At 70.6% G+C, this 20,212-nt stretch carries 16 protein-coding genes; 14 read left to right on the plus strand and 2 right to left on the minus strand.

Annotation, left to right across the window (positions count from 1 at the left end; all coding sequences use genetic code 11):
- Positions 1-3 precede the first annotated feature (3 nt).
- A complete protein-coding gene (locus GA0070606_RS13990) occupies positions 4-1,284 on the minus strand; it encodes an NsdA family TPR-like regulatory protein (protein ID WP_245724682.1) in 1,281 nt (426 codons plus the stop codon).
- A gap of 640 nt (positions 1,285-1,924) precedes the next feature.
- Here GA0070606_RS13990 and GA0070606_RS13995 point away from each other — a divergent pair.
- The 11 genes from GA0070606_RS13995 to GA0070606_RS14045 all read left to right on the plus strand — a co-directional run bounded on the left by GA0070606_RS13995 (position 1,925) and on the right by GA0070606_RS14045 (position 10,881).
- Positions 1,925-2,233 (plus strand): hypothetical protein, encoded by a 309-nt coding sequence (locus GA0070606_RS13995; protein ID WP_091099183.1) that lies wholly within the window; start codon positions 1,925-1,927, stop codon positions 2,231-2,233.
- A gap of 19 nt (positions 2,234-2,252) precedes the next feature.
- Positions 2,253-2,561, plus strand: coding sequence for a DivIVA domain-containing protein (locus GA0070606_RS14000; RefSeq protein WP_245724683.1), 309 nt, complete (start codon positions 2,253-2,255; stop codon positions 2,559-2,561).
- A gap of 37 nt (positions 2,562-2,598) precedes the next feature.
- Positions 2,599-3,330: a GntR family transcriptional regulator gene (locus GA0070606_RS14005; RefSeq protein ID WP_091099186.1), complete on the plus strand. Its 732-nt coding sequence runs from the start codon at positions 2,599-2,601 to the stop codon at positions 3,328-3,330.
- 104 nt (positions 3,331-3,434) lie between these two features.
- Complete coding sequence (locus GA0070606_RS14010; RefSeq protein ID WP_091099190.1) at positions 3,435-3,872, plus strand: hypothetical protein; 438 nt, start codon at positions 3,435-3,437, stop codon at positions 3,870-3,872.
- A 161-nt stretch (positions 3,873-4,033) separates the two neighbouring features.
- A complete protein-coding gene (locus GA0070606_RS14015; protein WP_245724684.1) occupies positions 4,034-4,261 on the plus strand; it encodes a hypothetical protein in 228 nt (75 codons plus the stop codon).
- On the plus strand, positions 4,252-5,679 hold the full coding sequence (locus GA0070606_RS14020) for an FtsK/SpoIIIE domain-containing protein (protein ID WP_091099193.1): 1,428 nt from the start codon (positions 4,252-4,254) through the stop codon (positions 5,677-5,679). The genes GA0070606_RS14015 and GA0070606_RS14020 overlap by 10 nt, the downstream gene beginning before the upstream one ends.
- Positions 5,676-6,383, plus strand: coding sequence for a DUF2637 domain-containing protein (locus GA0070606_RS14025; protein WP_091099198.1), 708 nt, complete (start codon positions 5,676-5,678; stop codon positions 6,381-6,383). Before GA0070606_RS14020 ends, GA0070606_RS14025 begins: the two co-directional genes overlap by 4 nt.
- A 65-nt stretch (positions 6,384-6,448) precedes the next feature.
- Complete coding sequence (locus tag GA0070606_RS14030) at positions 6,449-8,161, plus strand: replication initiator (protein WP_245724685.1); 1,713 nt, start codon at positions 6,449-6,451, stop codon at positions 8,159-8,161.
- Positions 8,162-8,179: 18 nt separating this feature from the next.
- Positions 8,180-8,473 carry a helix-turn-helix domain-containing protein gene (locus GA0070606_RS14035; RefSeq protein ID WP_245724686.1) on the plus strand — a complete coding sequence of 98 codons (294 nt, stop codon included), beginning with the start codon at positions 8,180-8,182 and terminating at the stop codon, positions 8,471-8,473.
- Between the two features lie 2 nt (positions 8,474-8,475).
- Complete coding sequence (locus tag GA0070606_RS33295) at positions 8,476-9,888, plus strand: tyrosine-type recombinase/integrase (RefSeq protein WP_245724687.1); 1,413 nt, start codon at positions 8,476-8,478, stop codon at positions 9,886-9,888.
- A gap of 186 nt (positions 9,889-10,074) precedes the next feature.
- The gene (locus GA0070606_RS14045) at positions 10,075-10,881 is read left to right on the plus strand and encodes an HAD family hydrolase (protein WP_091099210.1); all 807 of its coding nucleotides are present in this window, start codon (positions 10,075-10,077) and stop codon (positions 10,879-10,881) included.
- Between the two features lie 219 nt (positions 10,882-11,100).
- Here the strand turns inward: GA0070606_RS14045 and GA0070606_RS14050 are convergent, their stop codons facing one another.
- A complete protein-coding gene (locus GA0070606_RS14050) occupies positions 11,101-11,847 on the minus strand; it encodes a Fic family protein (RefSeq protein WP_091099213.1) in 747 nt (248 codons plus the stop codon).
- Between the two features lie 332 nt (positions 11,848-12,179).
- Here GA0070606_RS14050 and acs point away from each other — a divergent pair, with 332 nt between their 5' ends.
- The 3 genes from acs to GA0070606_RS14070 all read left to right on the plus strand — a co-directional run bounded on the left by acs (position 12,180) and on the right by GA0070606_RS14070 (position 19,894).
- Entirely contained in the window at positions 12,180-14,144 is a 1,965-nt protein-coding gene (acs, locus tag GA0070606_RS14060; protein ID WP_091099221.1) for an acetate--CoA ligase, read from the plus strand.
- Between the two features lie 270 nt (positions 14,145-14,414).
- Positions 14,415-17,207, plus strand: coding sequence for an immune inhibitor A domain-containing protein (locus GA0070606_RS14065; RefSeq protein ID WP_091099224.1), 2,793 nt, complete (start codon positions 14,415-14,417; stop codon positions 17,205-17,207).
- Between the two features lie 380 nt (positions 17,208-17,587).
- Positions 17,588-19,894 (plus strand): immune inhibitor A domain-containing protein, encoded by a 2,307-nt coding sequence (locus GA0070606_RS14070; RefSeq protein ID WP_091099227.1) that lies wholly within the window; start codon positions 17,588-17,590, stop codon positions 19,892-19,894.
- Positions 19,895-20,212 lie beyond the last annotated feature (318 nt).

Genomic DNA, 20,212 nt, shown 5'->3' on the forward strand with positions numbered 1-20,212 from the left:
GCCTTATCGAGGGAGGGCGTTGGCCGGGGTGTGGGTGAAGTGCTCGATGCCGTCGATGAGGTCGCGGGCGTCGTTGGCACGGCCGGCGCGGGTGATGGCCTGGTGGACGCGGCGAACCGAGTGCATGACGCCGTTGATGCGCTGTTCGGCGGGGAGGTCGAGCACCGGGGCCAGGGCGTCGACCGCGGCGTCGAGTTCGCCGTTGGTAATGCGGGCTATGGCGAGGTTGGTGTGGGAGCCCGCCTGGTCGCCGAAGGCCCATGCGGGGTCGTAGCGGTCGGAGTACGCCTGAACAGCGCGCAGGGCGTAGCGCTCGGTGGTGGCGGCCTCGTCGGGGAGCCAGGCGAGGGCGTCGCTGGCGTAGTAGAGGGTGCGGGGTTGGTTGAAGGTGCAGATGCCGCCCATCTCGTCCATCTCGTCGGGGCGTACGCGCGACCAGGTGTCTTCGGCTTCGGTGATGGCGGCCTTAGCTTGCTCGGCGTTGCCGAGGGCGGCGTAGGCGCGGGCGGCGCTGACGGGTAGCCAGACGGCGGAGGTGCCGCCGGCCTGAGTGGCGTACTCGCGGCCGGCTTCGGCGTAGCGGACTGCCTCAGCGTACCTGCCGGCCCAGTAGGCGACCAGCGATTGGAGTCCGCGCAGCCATGCTTGCAGGCCGGGGTGCCCGGCCTGGTCGGCGCAGAGGACGGCGGTGCGGGCTTGCAGCATGGCGGAGTGCGGGTCGGCCATGTCGTGGGAGACCTTGGCGAGTAGGCCGCTGGTGATGCCGGCGAGGAAGTGCAGGTCGCGCGACTGTGTGGGTTGCTGGCGGCGTTCGAGCAGGGTGAACAGGGTGTCTTGCGTCTCGACCAGGTCCGGGAGGATCTGGCTGACGGGACGCTGTGGGTAGGCCAGGGCGAGGCGCTGCACGTCCTCGGCGAGCTGGTCGATGGCTGCCGGCGAGGTGGCTTCGGCGGCGAGCATGGCGTACTGGCGGGCGCGTTGTGCGGCCATGGCGAGGAGGTTCCTTTCCGGGCCGGCGCCGGTGAGTTCGACAGCGAACTCTGGTCCTGGCGCAGGGGTCAACTGGTGGGGAGCCCAACGGCGCTGCAGCTCGTCGATTGGTCTGCCGAACATGGCCTGCAACGCGCGGCGGGTGGCGGGGGTCGATGAGGTTAGGTCCCGTTCGCCGCGCGCCAGCCGTCCGAGGTGCCGTGCGCTGATCGCCGCGCGCGGGTCCATGCGGGAGAACTCGTCGGCCAGCTCCTCGTACGTGCGGTCGCTCTGCTGGATGAGGTGCTCCAGCACGGTGCGAGGTTCGCGGCGTTCTCGGGCCATCGTCGATGCCTTTCTGATGGGCTGTTCTCCACGCTCGCCGGTGTGAGGTCCTGAACTCAATGCATGTCCTCGTGGTGTCCGCTCGATGTCCGCCAGAGGTGCTGATTCGGTCCTCGATCGGTCTTCGGACTCGGGTGTTGTATCTCCATCATGGACACGTCACCCACCGCGATTGTGCACCTACAAGCCGCTGACGTGTGCGGACCGAACCCGCGTATGTCGGTACGTCAGCACGGCGCCCCGGGTGTGAGAGCGGTCGCCGGTGGCGGCGTCCGGATCCTGCGCTGCATCGACGGCGCCCGCCCACCGTCGGGACCACGTCTGGTGTTCCCGGTGTCGATCGCCTGTCCTGCCTGCGAGGGGCGGGGCTGGAAGATGGCTAGCCCTCGGCGCTCCTTGCGGGTGCCGAGTGATCCGACCCGGTTGCAGCGGCGGGACTGCCCGGACTGCGTCGGCACCGGGAGGCAGCCGCGGCCTGTGGTGGCGGCTGCCGTGGGGATCGCGTCCTGAGCAGGGCACCGGGGCGGGTGCCGGCAGGCCATCGCGGTGTCGGCCCGTGGCCAAAGTCCGCCCGCCTCGGTGCCCATCCACATTCCGAAGGCGGCTGCTGATGGATCCGAAGCCCGGCGATGTGGTCCATGTCGGCGCCAGAGCGTCGGTGCAGTTCGGCGGGGATCGAGCTTTGGTCTTCCGCGTGATCAAGGTCTGCGACAAGCCGACCTACCACGGATGGGTCTGGTTGACCGGCTACGTCCTCGACCGGACCGGCAAGGCGGTGGATCGCCGGGAGATCTACGTGCAGCACGAGGGCCTACGACTGATCGGCCCCACCGCGGCGGCGGACGCGCGACGCATACCGACACCTGCGAACCAACCGGCGCGACAGCGGCCGGCCAGGACGGCGAGAACGACGGTCTGAACGTTGACAGGAGGCTACGGTGACCACCTTCGCCATGGGAGTGTCCCGTGCAGCGTCACGACTGGCACGGCTGCACGCGGATCAGGTGAGGCGCTTCCGATTCCGACGTACCCGGATCGGGCGGCGTGGACTCGACGAAGATCAGGTGTACGCGTTCGTTCGGGCGGTGGTCGACGATCTGACCGCCCGGGAGGCGGCGGAAGCGACCCTCCGCGAAGAGAACGCGCGCCTTAAGCGCGCGCTACGTGACTGGCAGAGCAGCGTTGCGCGCAGTGCTGCCCGGAGCGTCAATGCGGGCCGATGGACAGAACCTGAGCAGCGCAGATAGCCTGTTGACAAGCTGAGTTGTCGTCTGGGGTGAAACGGTGCCGATCGAAGTTGCGCCGCCGAAGTACGTGGTGATCGTCAACGCGGTGCAACAACGCATCCAGGACGGCACCTATCCCCCGGGCTCGATGCTGCCCAGCGAGACGGAACTGATCCGCGAGTTCGGCGCATCACGACCCGTCGTCGTCAGAGCGCTTGATCTGCTGCGGCAGGACGGCTGGATCGACAGCCGGCAGGGCAAGGGCCGCTTCGTCCTCGGTCAGCCCGGTGGCGCCAATCGTCGAGAGCGTGAACGCCGATACGGCGCGCTGGAAGACGACGAGCGGGCCGGCTCCACCCTGCTCCACGCGGGGGAGGTACCTGCTCCGCCTCGGGCCGCAGCAGCCCTGGGCCTGGAGCCGGGCACGCCGGTGGTCGCTCGGCGCCGTCTGATCGCCGTCGACGGCATCGGCCCGGTCGAACTCGGCACCGCCTTCCTGCCCGCCGATCTCGCTACCGGCACGGGCGTTGCCGGCGCGGAAGCTCTCCCGGAAGGGCTGCTTCGGCACGTGGCGGCTCGCAAGCGCGTCCGGTTCGATCACGTCACCGAGCGCATCTCGGCTCGCCTCCCAGAGGACGAGGAAGCGCAGCTCCTGCAGATCGCTGCCGACGATGCCGTGCTCACGGTGCTCCTGGCTGTTTGCGACCGAACCGGAAAGCCGCTGCTAGCTGTTGATCTCCTGCTGCCTGCCCGTCGGCACGATCTCGAAGACGTCTATCCACTCGACTGATCCAGGTAGATACACCACTTGACAAGTCAAGTTGCCGGCACCTACCTTCGATCCCACTTAACAAGTCAACTGGTTGAGTTGGCTAGACGGTTGGAGGTCGTCTGATGGTTCCGATGACGTTGAAGGTTCCGGTCCCGTCCGAGTACGTGTTCCCCGCCGGGGCGCTCTGCCTTGGCGTCTCGCCGCAGATCGACTTTGAGCGGCGGGGTGAGGCGGACAACCAGGCGCGGGACAAGGAGACCGGGGAGCGGGTCTGGGTGGTGCGGGTGATGGACCTGGACCCGGAGGCCGGGAAGTTCGGTCGGTCGACCGAGGTGAAGGTCAAGGTCGTGGCGCCGCAGCAGCCGGTGCCGCCGCCGTCGACGGTGCCGGGCTATCCGCCGGCGGTGGAGTTCGAGGGCCTGACTCTGACCCCGTATGTGGATTCGCAGCGGTGCAAGCCGGGCCGGTCCTCGGGTGACTGCCGTTCCCGAATGGCGTACTCGCTGCGCGCTACCGCGATCCGGCCGGCGTCGACGGTGCCCGGTTCGGCGGCGGCCTGACTGCTGCTGTTGCGCGCGGGGCGGGTCGTTTCCCCGCCAAGAGTCCCGGCCCGTCCCGCGCTCTCCCATCCCTCACGTGTGAAGGAGGGCGTGATGCCCACCGTAGTTCCCCCTGCCCTGAACTGCTCTGAGGGCCGCTGCTCGTCGGGGTGGTGGTCCTGATGTCTCGTACCCGTCTGGTCGGTGTGCGGCACGCCTACCGGGAGGTGGAGGCGGCCGTCCGGTCCGTGTTGCGGTTGCCGCCGGCTTCGGCGCGGGTGTGCGCGATCCGCTGCCCCCGCTGCGAGGAGTGGGTGAAGCCGCGTCGGTTCGACCTGCGGCGCATGTCGTGCCGCTCGTGCATCGCCACCCTGGCCCGCCCGGATCGGGGTGGTGACCTGTGCCTCTGATCAACATCATTCCCGGCGACAAGATCCCGGTGGCGCCGATGAACGTGCGCCTTCCAGCCTGGCGGGTCCCGGGCTGGCTGCTGGCGTTCTGGTGGCTGGCCCGGGGCTTGTTCCGGGTCACGGTCCTGGCGGTCCGGTACTGGTGGCTCGTCGTCCCGACCGTGGCTGTCCTGTGGGGGTGGGGGGAGTACGGCGGTCAGGTCCTGGCCGGCGTCGTCCTTGCGGTCGTCGCCGGTTGCGGGACCTGGTGGCGGTGGCACCCGTCGTCGTGGCTGCGGTTCGGCTGGTACCCGCTCGTCAGCCGCTTTCGGGCTCTGACGGTGTATCGGCGGCGGTGGGCGTCGGTCATGGCGACGTGTGGGCTGGCGACGGCGTTCGCCGGTGACCGGTACGTGCCGCAACTGCTGCGGGTGCGCTGTGACCGGTACGGCGATGAGGTGACCGTCCGGATGCTGCCCGGTCAGATTCCCGACGACTGGGCGCAGTCCGCGGAACGCCTCGCCTACGCCTTCCGCCTCCGCCAAGGGCAGGCACGGTCGACGGACCGACCGGATCAGGTCATGCTGCGGTTCCTCCGCCGTGACCCCCTCGCCGGCACGGTGGCGCCGCTGCCGGTGCCGGCCGTGCCGGACCTGGCCGGGCTGCCGCTCGGGATACGAGAGGACGGGCAGCCCTACGCGCTGCGCCTGGCCGGCTCGCATGTGCTGATCGCCGGGGCGACCGGGTCGGGCAAGGGTCCGGTGCTGTGGTCGCTCATCCGCTCCCTGGCCGGCGGTTCCCGCTCGGGGCTGGTGGAGCTGTGGGCGTTCGACCCCAAGGGCGGTATGGAGTTGGCGGCCGGGGTGCCGCTGTTCGCCCGGTTCTCCTACGACGACCCCGACGGCATGGCCGGCGTGCTGGAAGAGGCCGTCAAGCGGATGCGGCTTCGGGCGGCCCGGCTGCGCGGGGTCGCCCGCCAGCACACGCCGACGCCGGATGAGCCGTTGATCGTCCTGGTGGTCGACGAATTGGCGGCGTTGACGGCGTACATCACCGATCGGAAGGTCCGCGACCGGATCAAGGAAGCCCTCGGCCTGCTCTTGTCCCAGGGGCGGGCGGTCGGGGTGCACGTGGTCGCCGCGCTCCAGGATCCGCGCAAGGACGTGCTGCCGTTCCGGGACCTGTTCCCGACTCGCATCGGCCTGCGACTGACCGAGCCGGAACAGGTGGACATGGTCCTCGGCGACGGTGCCCGCGACCGAGGAGCCCTCTGCGACCGCATCCCTGAGTCCGCCCCCGGGATCGGGTTCGTCGTCCTCGACGGCGTTCGCGAACCGGTCCGGGTCCGGTTCTCCTACCTCACCGACGACGACATCCGCCAACTCGGCCGCACCTACCGGCGACTGGACGAAACCGACGAGCAGGAGGTGACCAAGTGAAGGCCAACGCGAACGCAGACCGGGTGGAGGGCGTGGTCCTGGTCCTCATCGTCCTGACCGTCGGCGGGCTGGCCGGGGCGGCATCGTTCACCCACGTACACGACTGGACCATGGCCAACTCTCCAGCCGGTACGGGGGACTGGTTCGGCTGGGCCAACGCCGCCATCTCCGAACTGCTGCCCCTCGCCGCGCTGCTCACCATCCGGCGACGTCGCCGGACCGGCGGCCCGATCGGGTATCCGATGTTCCTGCTCGTCTGCGCGGTCGCGCTGTCCCTGTCCGCGCAGCTCGCCGTGGCCAAGCCGGGCGTGTCCGGATGGCTGCTGTCAGCCGTGCCCGCGCTGGCGTTCCTCGGCCTGTCCAAGCTCGTCTTCTCCACCGCCCCCGCCGCCCCGGCGGCGGTGGCCGTCGACAAGCCGGCAGACGCCGACGGCTGGGGCGACGTCCCGCCCGGCTACAACCCGGTTGGCGACCGGCCGCCCTTCGATGTCGCCGACGAGGACCGGGCGGTGACCGTCGACGTCGTCGACGAGGGCCAGGCGGTGAACGTCGCCCTAGAGGCCGCCGACGAGCAGCCTCGCCCGGCGGGTCTCCGCCCGGTTCCCGTGGTGCCGGTGGAGCGGCGGCCGGCACTGGTGCCCGTGCCGGCGGCGGCTTTCGCGCCCCGCAACGGCAGCGTCTTCGGCGGGGAGCGTGACCGGTGAGCCAACTCGAACTCGTCCCCACGACTCCCGTTGAGCAGCCCCGGCCGGGGTCGCGGGCGGATCGGATGCGCAAGCCCCTGGCGAAGGACGCGCTCAAGCAGCTCGCCGAAGAGAACGGCGTGTGCGTCCGGCCCCTGGCGCTGCGCCGTACCGACACTGCCACCGGCCTGACCGAGGTAGTGGAGGTGCCCTGCGGGGCGACCCTCGCCGTCAAGTGCAAGCCCTGCGCGGAACGGGGCCGGCGGCTGCGCATCCAACAGATCCGCGAGGGCTGGCACCTCGCCGACGAACCCGCCGTCCGCCCCGACAAGCCCGGTGAAGACGTGCTCGCCCTGGTCCGGGTCCGGGCACACCTGGAGTTCGAACGGGAAGCGCTGCACTACCAGCCGATGACCCCCGACGAGCGGGCCGCGCAGATCGCCGACGTAGACGCCGCGATCGCGGAGCTGGATGAAGCGCTCGCCGAAACCAGCCTGCGCGGGCACCTGACCCCCAAGGAACGCGACGAGCGGCCACGACGCAAGCGGTCGACCCGGCGGCGGCAGGACTCCCCAGACCTGCCACGCCTGCCGGTCGACCCGCGCACGGTCGGCCGCGCCTACTCCGGGAAGGCAGGCAAGACGCACCGGCCGTCGATGCTCGTCACGCTGACGCTCGGCTCGCACGGGCCGGTGCACTCGCACCTTCGGCGCGGCGCCTACGTCGCCCCCTGCGAGTGCGGCCAGCGACACGGCCCGTATGACGACGTGCTTGGCACCCCCGTCGACCCGACCAGCTACGACTACCGGCGCGCAGCCCTGGACTCGATCCACTTCGCGCGGGTCCTCGACCGGTGGTGGCAGAACGTCCGCCGCGCCGCCGGCTGGAACGTCCAGTACGCCGGAGCAGTCGAACTGCAACGACGCCTCGCCCCACACGCGCACTTCGCCATCCGCGGCACCCTGCCCCGCCGGCTGCTCAAACAGATCGCGGCAGCCACCTACCACCAGGTGTGGTGGCCACGGTTCGACGAACTGGTCTACCCGGTCGACAAGCCTCCGGTCTGGGACGTCGACCAGCAGGCGTACGTCGACCCCAAGACGCGCGAGCCGCTGACCACCTGGGGCGAAGCCCTCGACGCCCTAGAGGAACCCGACAGCCGCCCCGCCTACGTCGCCCGGCTCGGCCGGATCGACGCACGCGGCATCGAGCAGGGCAGCAAGGACGCTGAACGGTCGATCCGGTACGTGACCAAGTACGTCACCAAGGATCTGACCGACCAGGCCCGGCCCCGCTCGGACGCGCAGAAGGCGCACTTCGACCGCCTCCACGCGGAGCTGTCCGTCCTGCCGTGCTCGCCGACGTGCGCGAACTGGCTGCTGTACGGAGTCCAGCCGGACGGCGTCAAGGCCGGCTTGACCCCCGGCCGCTGCACCGGGAAGGTCCACCAACGCTCCACCCTCGGCTTCACCGGCCGCCGCGTCCTCGTCTCCCGGCAGTGGTCCGGCAAGACCCTCGCCGACCACCGCGCCGACAACCGGTCCTGGGTCCGCGCCATCCTCGCCGGCGGCATGGCCGACACCCCCGAACACGACCAGACCGCCGACGAGACGGACGGACCGAAGCGCTACCGGTTCGAACTCGCCCGACCCGAAGACCCGGACGTGCCGCCCCTGGAACACCGCCTCCTGCGGGCGATCTCCGCCCGCATCCGCTGGCGTGCAGACCTCGACACCGCCCGGCTACGAACAGCCGCCGCCGTTTCGGCAACCGATCAACCCGCCGCGCTCGCGGCCTGAACCTCTGGGGAGGAAATCTTGTCCATCGTCGTGCCGTTCGCGCCTCGGCAGGCCGGGCCTCGTGCTGGCGACGTCGCCCCCGGCGACTACCCGCCCCGGCCGGTCCGGGCCGTCTACACGGTCAAGGAAGTGGCCGCGCTGCTGTCCCTGTCGGTCAGCTCGGCCTATGCCCTGGTCCGGGCGGGTCAGATCCCGGCCGAGCGGCTGGGGCGGCGCTGGGTGGTGCCGCGTAGCCGTTTCCACGCCTGGCTGGACGGTGCCTCCGGTGAGCTTCCGGCAACGGGTACCGACGCGCCGCGCGGGGGCTGGTGATCGTGGGCTTCGTAAGCAAGACGCCGGCCGGGACGTACCGGGCGAACTGGCGGGACTCGGCCGACCGGCAGAAGGCGAAGACGTTCCGCACCAAGAAGGAGGCGAACGCCTTCCTGGCCGAGGTGGAGGGCGCGCTCAACCGAGGGACGTACGTCGACCCGCACGCGGGACGGATGCGGTTCGGCGAGTTCGTGACGCGCTGGCTCGCCGGGCGGTCGGTGGAGGCGCGGACGGCCGAGCGAACGCAGTCGATGCTGCGGGCTCACCTGCTGCCGCAGTGGGCGGACTGGCCGTTGGCGAAGATCGACTACCTGGCGGTACAGGAGTGGGTCACCAACCTTGGCCGAACTCTGGCGCCGTCGACGACGGCGAAGCACCTCGGGATGCTGTCGATGATCATGCAGACGGCGATCCGGGCGCGCCTGATCGCGGTGAACCCGTGCGAGGGGGTGCGGGTGCCGCGTAACCGGGCGCGGGAGGCTCGCGCCGGCACGATCAGCCGGGAGGCGTTCTTCGGCCGGCTGCTGCCCGCCGTGCCGGCCGAACACCGGGCGATCGTCTGCGCCGCCGCCGGGGCGGGACTGCGCTGGGGCGAGTGCGCGGGCCTGCCATGGGAAGCGGTCGACCTCGATCGGGGGTTGCTGCACGTCGCCCAGGTGGCGGTGGAAACCCACGGCGGGGTGCTGCTGCGGGCGTACCCGAAGACTCGGGCCGGCGTGCGGACGGTGCCGATGCCGCCGTTCCTCGTCGACGAGCTGCGGCGGCGATGCGGGGCCGCGGTGCCGGACGCGCGGGCGTTGGTCTTCGCCGACCGGGACGGCGGGCCGCAGCGGCGGTCGAACTTCCGGCGGCGGGTGTGGCTGCCGTCGCTGGTGCGGGCCGGGCTGCTCGGCCGGGTGGCCGAGGTGGCGCCGGGCCGGTGGGCGGCGTCGTGGCCGGACCGGGACGGCCGAGAGCAGCGGGCGGAGTTCGCCGACGAGGCTGCGGCGGTGGCGCACGTGGCGGCCTCGGCGTTCGGCGGGCTGCGGTTCCACGACCTGCGGCACTCGTACATCACGTGGCTGGTGACGGACGGGGTGCCGGTCAACGTGGTGCGGCGGGTGGTGGGGCACGAGAAGGCGTCAACGACGCTCAATCGTTATACGCACACCCCGGACGACTACGCCGACCGGGTCCGGCTGACGTTCGCTGACGATTCGCTGACTTTCCGCCCGGCACCCCGCCTGACGGACCCGGGAAACACGGCTTTACCTGGGCCGGAAGCCCACTCCGGAAAGGGACGACCCCCGTCGGGGGGAGACGGGGGTCGTCGGGAGGTTCGGCTCCGGGGGGGTCGAGCCGAACCCACTCAGCGGTCACGGGGGGTGCAACCGCCGAGGGTCTGCTGTCGTACGGCATATGAACGCCTGTCGTAACGACAAGTCTGCCTGAGCGGACCTGTATACGTCGAGTGGTGTTGCCTCCACTCCCTGCGAATTAATGTTCGCAGAGTGTGATCGACGTCACGATGAGCGAAGGTGGTGGGGTCGGCCCGCACGTCCAGGGGGCACCGGACCCCGGGCACCCGCCGACCATAGACCATCCGGCTAGACTTTCGCGCCGTGGGCCGAAGTGCCGCTTTTTTCGATCTGGACAAGACCGTCATCGCCAAGTCGAGCGCCCTGGCGTTCGGTCGGCCGTTCTACCGGGACGGTCTGATCACCCGGCGTGACGTGGTCAAGTCGGCGTACGCGCAGCTGATGTTCCGGCTGGGCGGCACCGACGAGCAGACCATGGCCAGGACCCGGGACTATCTCGCCGCGCTCTGCAAGGGCTGGCAGGTCGAGCAGGTCCGCCAGATCGTGGCGGAGACGCTGCACGAGCTGATCAACCCCTACGTGTACGCCGAGGCCGCCGCCCTCATCGAGGAGCACCAGGCGGCCGGGCGGGACGTCGTGCTGGTCTCCGCCTCCGGCGATGAGATGGTCCGGCCGATCGGGGCGCTGCTCGGGGTGACCGACGTGATCGCCACTCGGATGGGCGTGGTGGACGGCCGCTACAGCGGCGAGGTCGAGTTCTACGCGGCCGGCCCGAGCAAGGTCGAGGCGGTCAGCGAGCTGGCCGCCGAGCGCGGGTACGACCTGGCCGACTCGTACGCCTACTCCGACTCGTACAGCGACCGCCCGCTGCTGGAGTGCGTCGGCCACCCCTCGGTGGTCAACCCGGACCGGCAGCTGCGCCGGCTCGCGGTGGAGAACTCCTGGCCGGTGCTGGAGTTCCGGCACCCGATCCCGCTGGGCCGACGGCTGCGCGAGCGCCCGGCCGTCCCGGTCGCGGCGGCGGCGCTGGGGGTGGGCGTGGGCGTCGCCATCGGCATCGCCTGGTACGGCCGCCACCGCCGCACCCGCGTCACCCCCACACCCGCCTGACCGATCGACGCCGAGGTGGGAGCGCCCGCCTCAGCCCTCGACACCGAGGCACAGGATCCCACCTGAGCCATCGACGCCGAGATGGAGCACCCGTCTCAGCCCTCGGCACCGAGGCGCAGGAGCCCGCCTCAGCCGTCGACACCGAGGCGAGAGAGCACTTCGCCTCAGCCGTCGACGCCGAGGCACGGAAGCCGCGCCCGAAGCATGGGCGGGACGGGGTCAGGCGGCGGCGAGGATCTCGTCGCCGATGGTGGTGAGCTGGTCGGCTCCGACCTCCACGGCCGACATGTAGTGCCGCAGCCAGGAGCGCAGCCCGTCGGGGGTGCCGGTGGCGAACGCGCCGGCCGAGCCGACGTACTCGGGCTCGCGCTCGCGGTGGCCGACGTCGACGGCGAGCAGGCCGCGCGGGTCGAGCCCGCTGGACAGCAGCACCAGCCGGGCGGCGCCGCGCGCCACCACCCCGGACGGCCCGGCGAAGGGGCGCAGGTTCAGCAGCTCGCCGTGCACGACGGCGGCCAGCACCAGCGGGGAGACCTTCGTGCCGCCGGCCACGAGCCCGGCCAGGCCGTCCAGCCGCGCGGCGACCACCGGGTCGGCGACGGGCCGGCCCAGCTCGGCCTCGGCCACGACGTCCCGGGCGGCCAGCACGTGCAGCTTCGCCAGCGCCTGCCGGGGCGCCTTCGGCCAGAGCTCGGACAGGCCGGGCAGCGCACCGGCGACCCGCAGCGCGCCCTGGACCACCGGCTCGGTCACGGTCCCGGCGCGGACGGCCTCGCGCTCGTGGGCGTACCCCTCCAGGGCCGCGCTCGCCACCGCGGACCGGAGGCTGACCTCGGCCGCGACCTGGCCGCCGTGGCGGCGCAGGGCGCGGTGCCCCAGCGCCTGGTCGAAGCGCTCGCGGGCCCGCTCGACGGCGGGTGCGATGTCGGCGAGCGCGAGCAGCGGGGCGAGCGGGTCTGCGGTCACCCCGTCACGCTATCGACTGCCCGGCCCGCCCCGCCGACGAGCCGCCCGGAAGCGACCGCCACCACCCCGACGAGCGGCACGGACGTGCCGCACGGCCTGGACGCGGCGGTCGGCGCCACCACCCCGACGAGCGCCCGGGACGCCGCCCGCGGGCCCGCGGCCGACGCCGCCCGGCCGACCTCGACGCCGTCTCCCCCGCCTTCGGAACACCGTCCGGCGCGCGGCGCGGGCCGCTCGGCGCGCGTCGGCCGGACCGGCGCTCCCCGGACTGGCCGCCCCGACTAACCTCGTGCGGGAGACACAGATCACCCCGAGCGACGAGGGAGCACGGCATGAGCGAGGCATTGGCCAATCTGCTGAACGAGACGCGCCAGTTCCCGCCGCCGGCCGAACTCGCCGCGAACGCCAATGTCACCGCCGACGCGTACGCGGAGGCCGACGGGGACCGGTTGGCGTTCTGGGAGCGGCAGGCCGGGCGGCTGACCTGGGCCCGGCAGTGGGACCAGGTGCTCGACTGGTCGAACCCGCCGTTCGCGAAGTGGTTCGTCGGCGGGCAGCTCAACGTGGCGTACAACTGCCTGGACCGGCACGTCGAGGCCGGCCTGGGCGACAAGGTCGCCATCCACTGGGAGGGCGAGCCGGGCGACACCCGCACCATCACGTACGCCGAGCTGCACCGGCTGACCTGCCAGGCGGCGAACGCGCTGACGGACCTGGGCGTCACCGCCGGCGACCGGGTGGCCATCTACCTGCCGATGATCCCCGAGGCGGCGGTCGCGATGCTGGCCTGCGCCCGCATCGGGGCGACGCACAGCGTGGTCTTCGGTGGCTTCTCCGCCGACGCGCTGACCAACCGGATCCAGGACGCCAGCGCCAAGGTCGTGATCACCGCCGACGGCGGCTACCGCCGGGGCAAGCCGTCGGCGCTGAAGCCGACGGTGGACGAGGCGGTGGCCAACTGCCCGTCGATCGAGCACGTGCTGGTGGTGCGCCGCACGGGCGAGGAGGTTGCCTGGTCGGGCAGGGACCGCTGGTGGCACGAGACGGTCGAGACCGCCTCGACGGAGCACGCCGCGCAGCCGTTCGACGCCGAGCACCCGCTGTTCATCCTCTACACCAGCGGCACCACGGCCCGGCCGAAGGGCATCCTGCACACCACCGGCGGCTACCTCACCCAGACGTCGTACACGACGCACGCGGTCTTCGACCTTAAGCCGGAGACGGACGTCTACTGGTGCACGGCCGACATCGGCTGGGTGACCGGGCACTCCTACATCGTCTACGGTCCGCTCTCCAACGGCGCCACCCAGGTAATGTACGAGGGCACCCCGGACACCCCGCACAAGGGCCGGTTCTGGGAGATCGTCGACAAGTACAAGGTCAGCATCCTCTACACCGCCCCGACGCTGATCCGCACGATGATGAAGTGGGGCGAGGACATCCCCGCCGGCTACGACCTGTCCTCGCTGCGGCTGCTCGGCAGCGTCGGCGAGCCGATCAACCCCGAGGCCTGGATGTGGTACAGGCAGCACGTCGGCCGGGGTGAGCTGCCGATCGTCGACACCTGGTGGCAGACCGAGACCGGGTCGATCATGATCTCGCCGCTGCCGGGCGTCACCGAGACGAAGCCGGGCTCGGCGATGACGCCGCTGCCCGGGATCAACGCCGACGTGGTGGACGACCAGGGCCAGTCGGTGCCGAACGGCGGCGGTGGCTACCTGGTGCTGCGCGAGCCGTGGCCGTCGATGCTGCGCACCATCTGGGGCGACGACGACCGGTTCGTCGAGACGTACTGGTCGCGGTTCGAGGGCATGTACTTCGCCGGGGACGGCGCGAAGCGGGACGACGACGGGCACATCTGGCTGCTGGGCCGCGTCGACGACGTGATGCTGGTGTCGGGGCACAACATCTCCACCACCGAGGTGGAGTCGGCCCTGGTCTCGCACCCGTCGGTGGCCGAGGCGGCGGTGGTCGGCGCGACGGACCCGACCACGGGGCAGGCCATCGTGGCGTTCGCCATCCCGCGCGGCAGCATCGACACCGCGGGCGAGGCGGGCGAGAAGCTCATTGCCGACCTGCGCAACCACGTGGCGAGGACGCTCGGCCCGATCGCCAAGCCCCGGCAGATCATGCTGGTGCCGGAGCTGCCGAAGACCCGCTCCGGCAAGATCATGCGCCGGCTGCTGCGGGACGTGGCGGAGAACCGGTCGCTCGGCGACGTCACCACGCTCCAGGACTCCTCGGTGATGGACCTGATCTCGTCCGGGATGGGCGGCGGCAGGTCCGACGAGGACTGACGGCAGGCGTACGCCCCGATGGGTGGCGGCCCCGGACGGGCCGTCACCCATCGTCATTTCTTACGGGTACGTGACGGACCGAGTGCGACGTGTCACATCGGTCGGTCGGAGGAACGCGGAGAAGCTGAACGGACACAGGCAGGCTTCGACCCCTGTCGTCATCCCTGTTTCTGTTCTAGGTTCACGCAGGTCGAGCCGGTTCGATGGACATCACTTCGATGAGCGGGCCGACCGACTCCCTCCCTCCCCATGCCCGAGAAATGGAGCGGCATGAACAAAAATCCGCAATCCGGGTCGCGCCGACGCCTACTCGTCGCGCTACCCGCCATCGCCCTCGCGGCCACGTCACTGACCGTGACCGGCGGCGCGGCGGCGGCGGAGCCGGGCCCCGCCCGCGCCGCCATCGGCGCGGACGAGTACTACATCAACTACGCCGAGCCGGCGGTCCAGCCGGACAGCCACGGCCGCGAGGTCAAGGGCAAGGGCGGTGTGTACGCCCCGGCCGTCGAGGAGGCCCGGGCCTACGACCGGAAGTTCGCCCGCGGCAATCCGGTCACGGCCCGGCAGCTCGCCAGGACCGAGGCCGAGGCGATCAAGACGGGCAAGAGCCCACGGCAGATCAAGCGGGCCCCGGGCACGCAGACGGCCAAGCTGCTGACCCTGCTGGTCGAGTTCAACGAGCAGGCCAACGACGACTTCACCGACGTCATGGTCCCCAGGACGGTCTTCGAGGACCGGAGCTGTGTCCTCGGCACCGTGCAGAACGGGCCCCTGCACAACAACATCCCGAACCCGGCGAACCTGCCGCGCGAGGACAACAACTCGATGTGGGTGCCGGACTTCTCGCCGGCGCACTACGACAAGATGCTCTACACCTCCGAGGGCATCACCGAGCGGGTCCGCCCGGACCTGACGGGGCCGGACGGCAAGCCGGGGATCAGCCTGGCCGGTCGGACCATGCACAACATGTACCTGGAGATGTCCAAGGGCGCGTACACGGTCGACGGGCAGGCCAGCCCGTGGATCAAGGTGCCGCACTCCGAGGGCTGGTACGCGGCCTCGCGCTGCTTCCAGGACGAGAACGGCAACTGGGTCGCCGGGCGCCAGCAGTCGATGAACGGCCACCCGGACAACCCGCAGGGCGCGGGCCGGCTGGCCACCGACGCGATCGACACGCTCGCCAGGATGGACCCGGACTTCCCCTGGGCCGACTACGACATCGAGGACCAGGCCGACCGGGACGGCGACGGCAACCTCTTCGAACCGGACGGCGTGATCGACCACCTGGTGCTGGTGCACGCCGGCCAGGGCAAGTCGCGCGGCGGCGGCGCCGAGGGCACGTACGCCGTCTGGGCGCACTCGTCGTCGATCGCCGGCGGCTACACGATCCCCGGCACCGACCTCCAGGTCTCGAACTACATCGTGCAGCCGGAGGACGCCGGCGTCGGCGTCTTCGCCCACGAGTTCGGCCACGACCTCGGCCTGCCGGACCTCTACGACACCTCCGGCAACGCCGACTCGGACGTGGACTTCTGGGACCTGATGGCCTCGGGTTCGCACTCCGGCGAGATCTTCCAGGCGCTGCCGACGCACATGGGCCTGTGGGACAAGTGGGTGCTCGGCTGGGCCGACCCGCTGACCCTCGCGCCCGGCGCGGACCCGCGCGACGTGCAGCTCGGCCAGACCTCGCGGACCCCGCGCGGCACCCAGGACGGCATCAAGGTCGACCTGCCGAACAAGGTGATCACGCTGGCCACGCCGCACAGCGGCGCGAACATGTGGTACTCGGGCGCCGACCAGGACTGGGCGGACGTGAAGATCGCCCGGCAGGTGGCCGTCCCGGCGGCGGCCGACGCGAAGTTCTGGATGTGGAACAACTTCGTCATCGAGGCGGACTGGGACTACGGTTTCGTCGAGGTCTCGACCGACGGCGGCGCCACCTGGGCCGAGCAGAAGGTCTACGACTCGACGGGGAAGCTGGTCACCACCGACGACGGCTACGCCGACCCGAACGGCCGGATGGTGGACTTCGGCAACAAGAAGTACGGCCTGACCGGTGACACCCACGGCTGGCGGCACGACTACGTCGACCTGTCGGCCTTCGCCGGGCAGACCGTGCAGATCCGGCTCCGCTACGCCACCGACGAGGCGTTCGTGGAGCGCGGCTGGTTCGCCGACGACTTCTCGGTGACCGGCGGCGGCGCCACCACCTGGAGCGACGACGTCGAGGGTGGGGCCGACGGCTGGACCGCGACCGGCGGCACGTTCGTCGACACCACCGGCGCGGGCTGGCGGATCGACGGCGGCACCTCGGTGCAGGCGCACTACTACCTGGCCGAGTGGCGCAACTTCGACGGCTTCGACAAGGGCCTGAAGTACGGCTACGACACGGTCTACTCGCACGAGGCGTGGAAGGTCGACCGGGTCTCCTACAACGCCCCCGGCATGCTGGTCTGGTACCGGGACACGACCCTCGGCGACGTCAACCACACCACCGCGCAGCTCACGGCGCTGCCGAGCTACGGCGCCAAGGGCGGTCTGCTGATCGTGGACTCGCACTTCGACCCGTACCGCCGCACGGGCGAGGCGGCCGTCAAGGACCCGTCGGTGCTGGACAACCTGCCCAGCCGCCCGCAGTCCGCGAACGCGGCCTTCTCGCTGAACCCCACGTACCCCTTCCGGGAGTGTCTGGAGGCGGCGGACGAGCCGTACAGCGAGTACTGCACCGACTTCGGCGCCCAGCCGGCCGTGCCGGGTTTCACCGACGCCAAGGGCTGGTACCCGGGTATCGAGATCCGTGACGGGGCGGCGTACGCCCGGGACAGCGACGCCTCGGTCGTCATCCCGTCGAAGGGCAACGAGCGGTACACCACCCGGGTCACCAACCCGGACGGTACGCCGGCACCGGCCTACTACGGGGTCACCCTGGGCGGCGGCGCGATCGTGCTGGGCACCGGCAACCCCGGTGACCAGGGTGTGGCGTACGGCGTCACCATCACCATCAAGCGGACCGCGAAGGACAACTCGTACGCCACGGTGCACGTCACCCCCGCGCGGAGCTGACCGAGGATCGACTGACGGGACACACGGCGGGGCCCGTTCGGAGCACACTTGCTCCGGGCGGGCCCCGCTCCTGTTGCGGGCGTTCCCGACGCCCACCGATCCCCGTGACGAATTGCGGGCCGCTGGCGCTCCCCGAAGGGGACCTCATAACTCCGGCCACGGAGAGTGATCGTGGCCAAAACGTAACGTGAACCGGAGTTCGTGGGACGCGCCTTTTCGTCGTTGTTTATGCGCATATGTCAGCCACGATGCGCGGGCCCGTCCGCCATCCGGCCCGTGACAATCGCGCATCCCCTCTGTCAGGGTGAGTGGCGCATCACATGACAGTCGCGGCCTCGGCCGCGCCCGTCATGTAACAGATCCACAAAGGAGGAGGACCTTTGAGGAGACGAGTCACAGCCGGTCTGGCCTCGGCCACGGCCGCGCTGCTGGCGGCGGGAGTCGTGTCGGCGCCGGCCTCCGGCGCACCGGCCGCGGACCCGGCCCCCGGTTCCGACAAGGCGAAGCACGGCAGGGACAACCTCCCCGATCCGAAGGCGGATCAGCAGCGGGAGCTCCGGAAGAAGGCCATCGCCGACCTGCTCTCCGGCAAGGCCAAGCTTTCCACGCGCAACGGCTCGAAGGTCATCCAGGTCAAGGACGACCTGTTCGTCGAGTACCAGCAGGCCCCGAAGACCGACCCCATCTTCACGATGCTCGTCGAGTTCGGCGACCAGACCGACCCCCGGACCGGTGGAGCTGCCGGCCCGGTGCACAACCAGATCGCCCAGCCGGACCGTGACTGGGACGGCAGCCCGACCGACGACAACAGCACGCTGTGGCGGTCGGACTTCAACCGGGCGCACTACCAGGACATGATGTTCGGTCCGGGTGAGTCGATGCGGGACTTCTACTTCAAGCAGTCCGGCGGGCGCTACACCGTCAACGGCGACGTCAGCGACTGGGTGAAGGTCCCCTACAACGAGGCCCGGTACGGCAGCAACGCCATCTCCGAGGCCGACGGGTACTGGAACTTCGTCAAGGACAGCGCCACCGCCTGGTACCAGGCCCAGGTCGCGGCCGGCAAGACGCCGGAGCAGATCAAGCAGTACCTGGCCCAGTTCGACATCTGGGACCGGTACGACTTCGACGGCGACGGTGACTTCAACGAGCCCGACGGCTACATCGACCACTTCCAGGCGGTGCACGCCGGCGAGGGCGAGGAGGCCGGCGGCGGCGCCCAGGGCGAGGACGCCATCTGGTCGCACCGCTGGGCGGCGTTCCCGAACCTGGCCGGCAGCGCCGGTCCGGGCGCGAACAAGGCCGGTGGTGTCCAGATCGGCGACACCGGCATCTGGATCCGTGACTACACCACGGAGCCGGAGAACGGCGGTCTGGGCGTGTTCGCCCACGAGTACGGTCACGACCTCGGTCTGCCGGACCTCTACGACACCGCCGGCGGCGACAACGGCGTCGGCTTCTGGAGCCTGATGTCCTCCGGTTCGTGGCTGAGCCGCGGCAAGGACGACATCGGCTCGACCCCGGGTTACATGGACCCGTGGTCGAAGCTCTACCTGGGCTGGCTGAACTACTCGGTCGTCGAGGAGAACAGCGGCACCACCCGGGTCACGCTCGGCCCGGCCGGCGACAGCGACGGGCCGAAGGCCCAGGCCGTCGTCGTCAACCTGCCGGCGCAGACCCAGACCACCAGCTACAACACGCCGTTCGGCGGATCGTACGAGTGGTGGGGCGGCAGCGCGGACGACCTGAACACCACGCTGACCCGTCAGCTCGACCTGACCGGTACGACGTCCGCGTCGATCACCGCGAAGGCCTGGTACGACATCGAGGAGGACTACGACTACCTCTACGCCGAGGTGTCGACCAACGGTGGCGCCACCTGGACCCCGCTGAGCAACTCCTCGATCGACGCCGGTGAGACCGGGGTCGACGGCTCGACCAGCGGCGCCTGGGTGGACCTGGCCTACGACCTGTCCGCGTACGCCGGGCAGACCGTGCAGTTCCGCTACCGCTACCAGACCGACGGCGGCGTGCACCTCGCCGGCGCGTTCCTGGACAACATCTCGCTGGTCAAGGGCGGCGCCGTCGCCTGGACCGACGACGCCGAGACGCTGGCCGCCGAGTGGACCGCCAGGGGCTTCACCCGGATGGGCGGCGCGGTGACCGACACCTACCCCCGCTTCTACATCGCGGAGAACCGGTCCTACGTCGGCTACGACGACACCCTGCGGACCGGCGGGTACAACTACGGGTTCAACAACACCCGGCCGAACTGGGTGGAGCGGTTCTCGAACCACCCGGGCATGCTGGTGTGGTACGTGAACTACGCGTACGGCGACAACAACACCTCGGAGCACCCGGGCTACGGCCTGAACCTCCCGGTGGACGTCCGGCCGAACAAGATCACCGTGGACGGCCAGGGCAACGTCACCAACCGGCGCAACGGATTCGACGCCACGTTCAGCCTGTACGCCAAGCCGGCGCAGACCTTCCACCTCAACGGTGTCCCGGTCACGCTCCCGGCGCTCGCGGCGAACCCGGTGTTCTCGGACAACGGGCCGAACAAGTACTGGACGGCCGGCAACCCGTGGAACTCGGTGAAGGTGGCCGGCTCCGGCACCCGGATCGAAATCCTGCAGCAGGGCACCAACCCGACCGACGACATGGTCGTCAAGGTCAGCAACTGACGATCGGGTTACCCGTGGGGCCGGTGGCGGTGACGTCACCGGCCCCACTTTTCGCGTAACCGATCAGGCCGATCGAAAACCGCCTCTTCCAACCCATCGACGGCCGTAAGCCCTGCTCATGAGGGCTGGTCAACGGCCGATATGTGACGGTGAAAAGCATTCTCAACAAAACTTCGCAACAAATCGACGCACGCATCTTCCCAGGGATCACACGAGTGTCTATGTTCACCATTGGTCCCACCAGTGGGATCGATCTCCACCGGCCCGTACCCCCGTTGGGCCGGTTCCCTCACACCGGAGGTACCACGTGCGCAAAGT

Source organism: Micromonospora citrea (assembly GCF_900090315.1).
Lineage (GTDB): Bacteria > Actinomycetota > Actinomycetes > Mycobacteriales > Micromonosporaceae > Micromonospora > Micromonospora citrea.

What these genes read in the sequence shown, in the direction of transcription:
- GA0070606_RS14065 (WP_091099224.1), top strand. Translation starts at nt 14,415, where the DNA reads ATGAACAAAAATCCGCAATCCGGGTCGCGCCGACGCCTACTCGTCGCG.
- GA0070606_RS13995 (WP_091099183.1), top strand. Translation starts at nt 1,925, where the DNA reads ATGGATCCGAAGCCCGGCGATGTGGTCCATGTCGGCGCCAGAGCGTCG.
- GA0070606_RS14010 (WP_091099190.1), top strand. Translation starts at nt 3,435, where the DNA reads ATGGTTCCGATGACGTTGAAGGTTCCGGTCCCGTCCGAGTACGTGTTC.
- GA0070606_RS14015 (WP_245724684.1), top strand. Translation starts at nt 4,034, where the DNA reads ATGTCTCGTACCCGTCTGGTCGGTGTGCGGCACGCCTACCGGGAGGTG.
- GA0070606_RS14030 (WP_245724685.1), top strand. Translation starts at nt 6,449, where the DNA reads ATGCGCAAGCCCCTGGCGAAGGACGCGCTCAAGCAGCTCGCCGAAGAG.
- acs (WP_091099221.1), top strand. Translation starts at nt 12,180, where the DNA reads ATGAGCGAGGCATTGGCCAATCTGCTGAACGAGACGCGCCAGTTCCCG.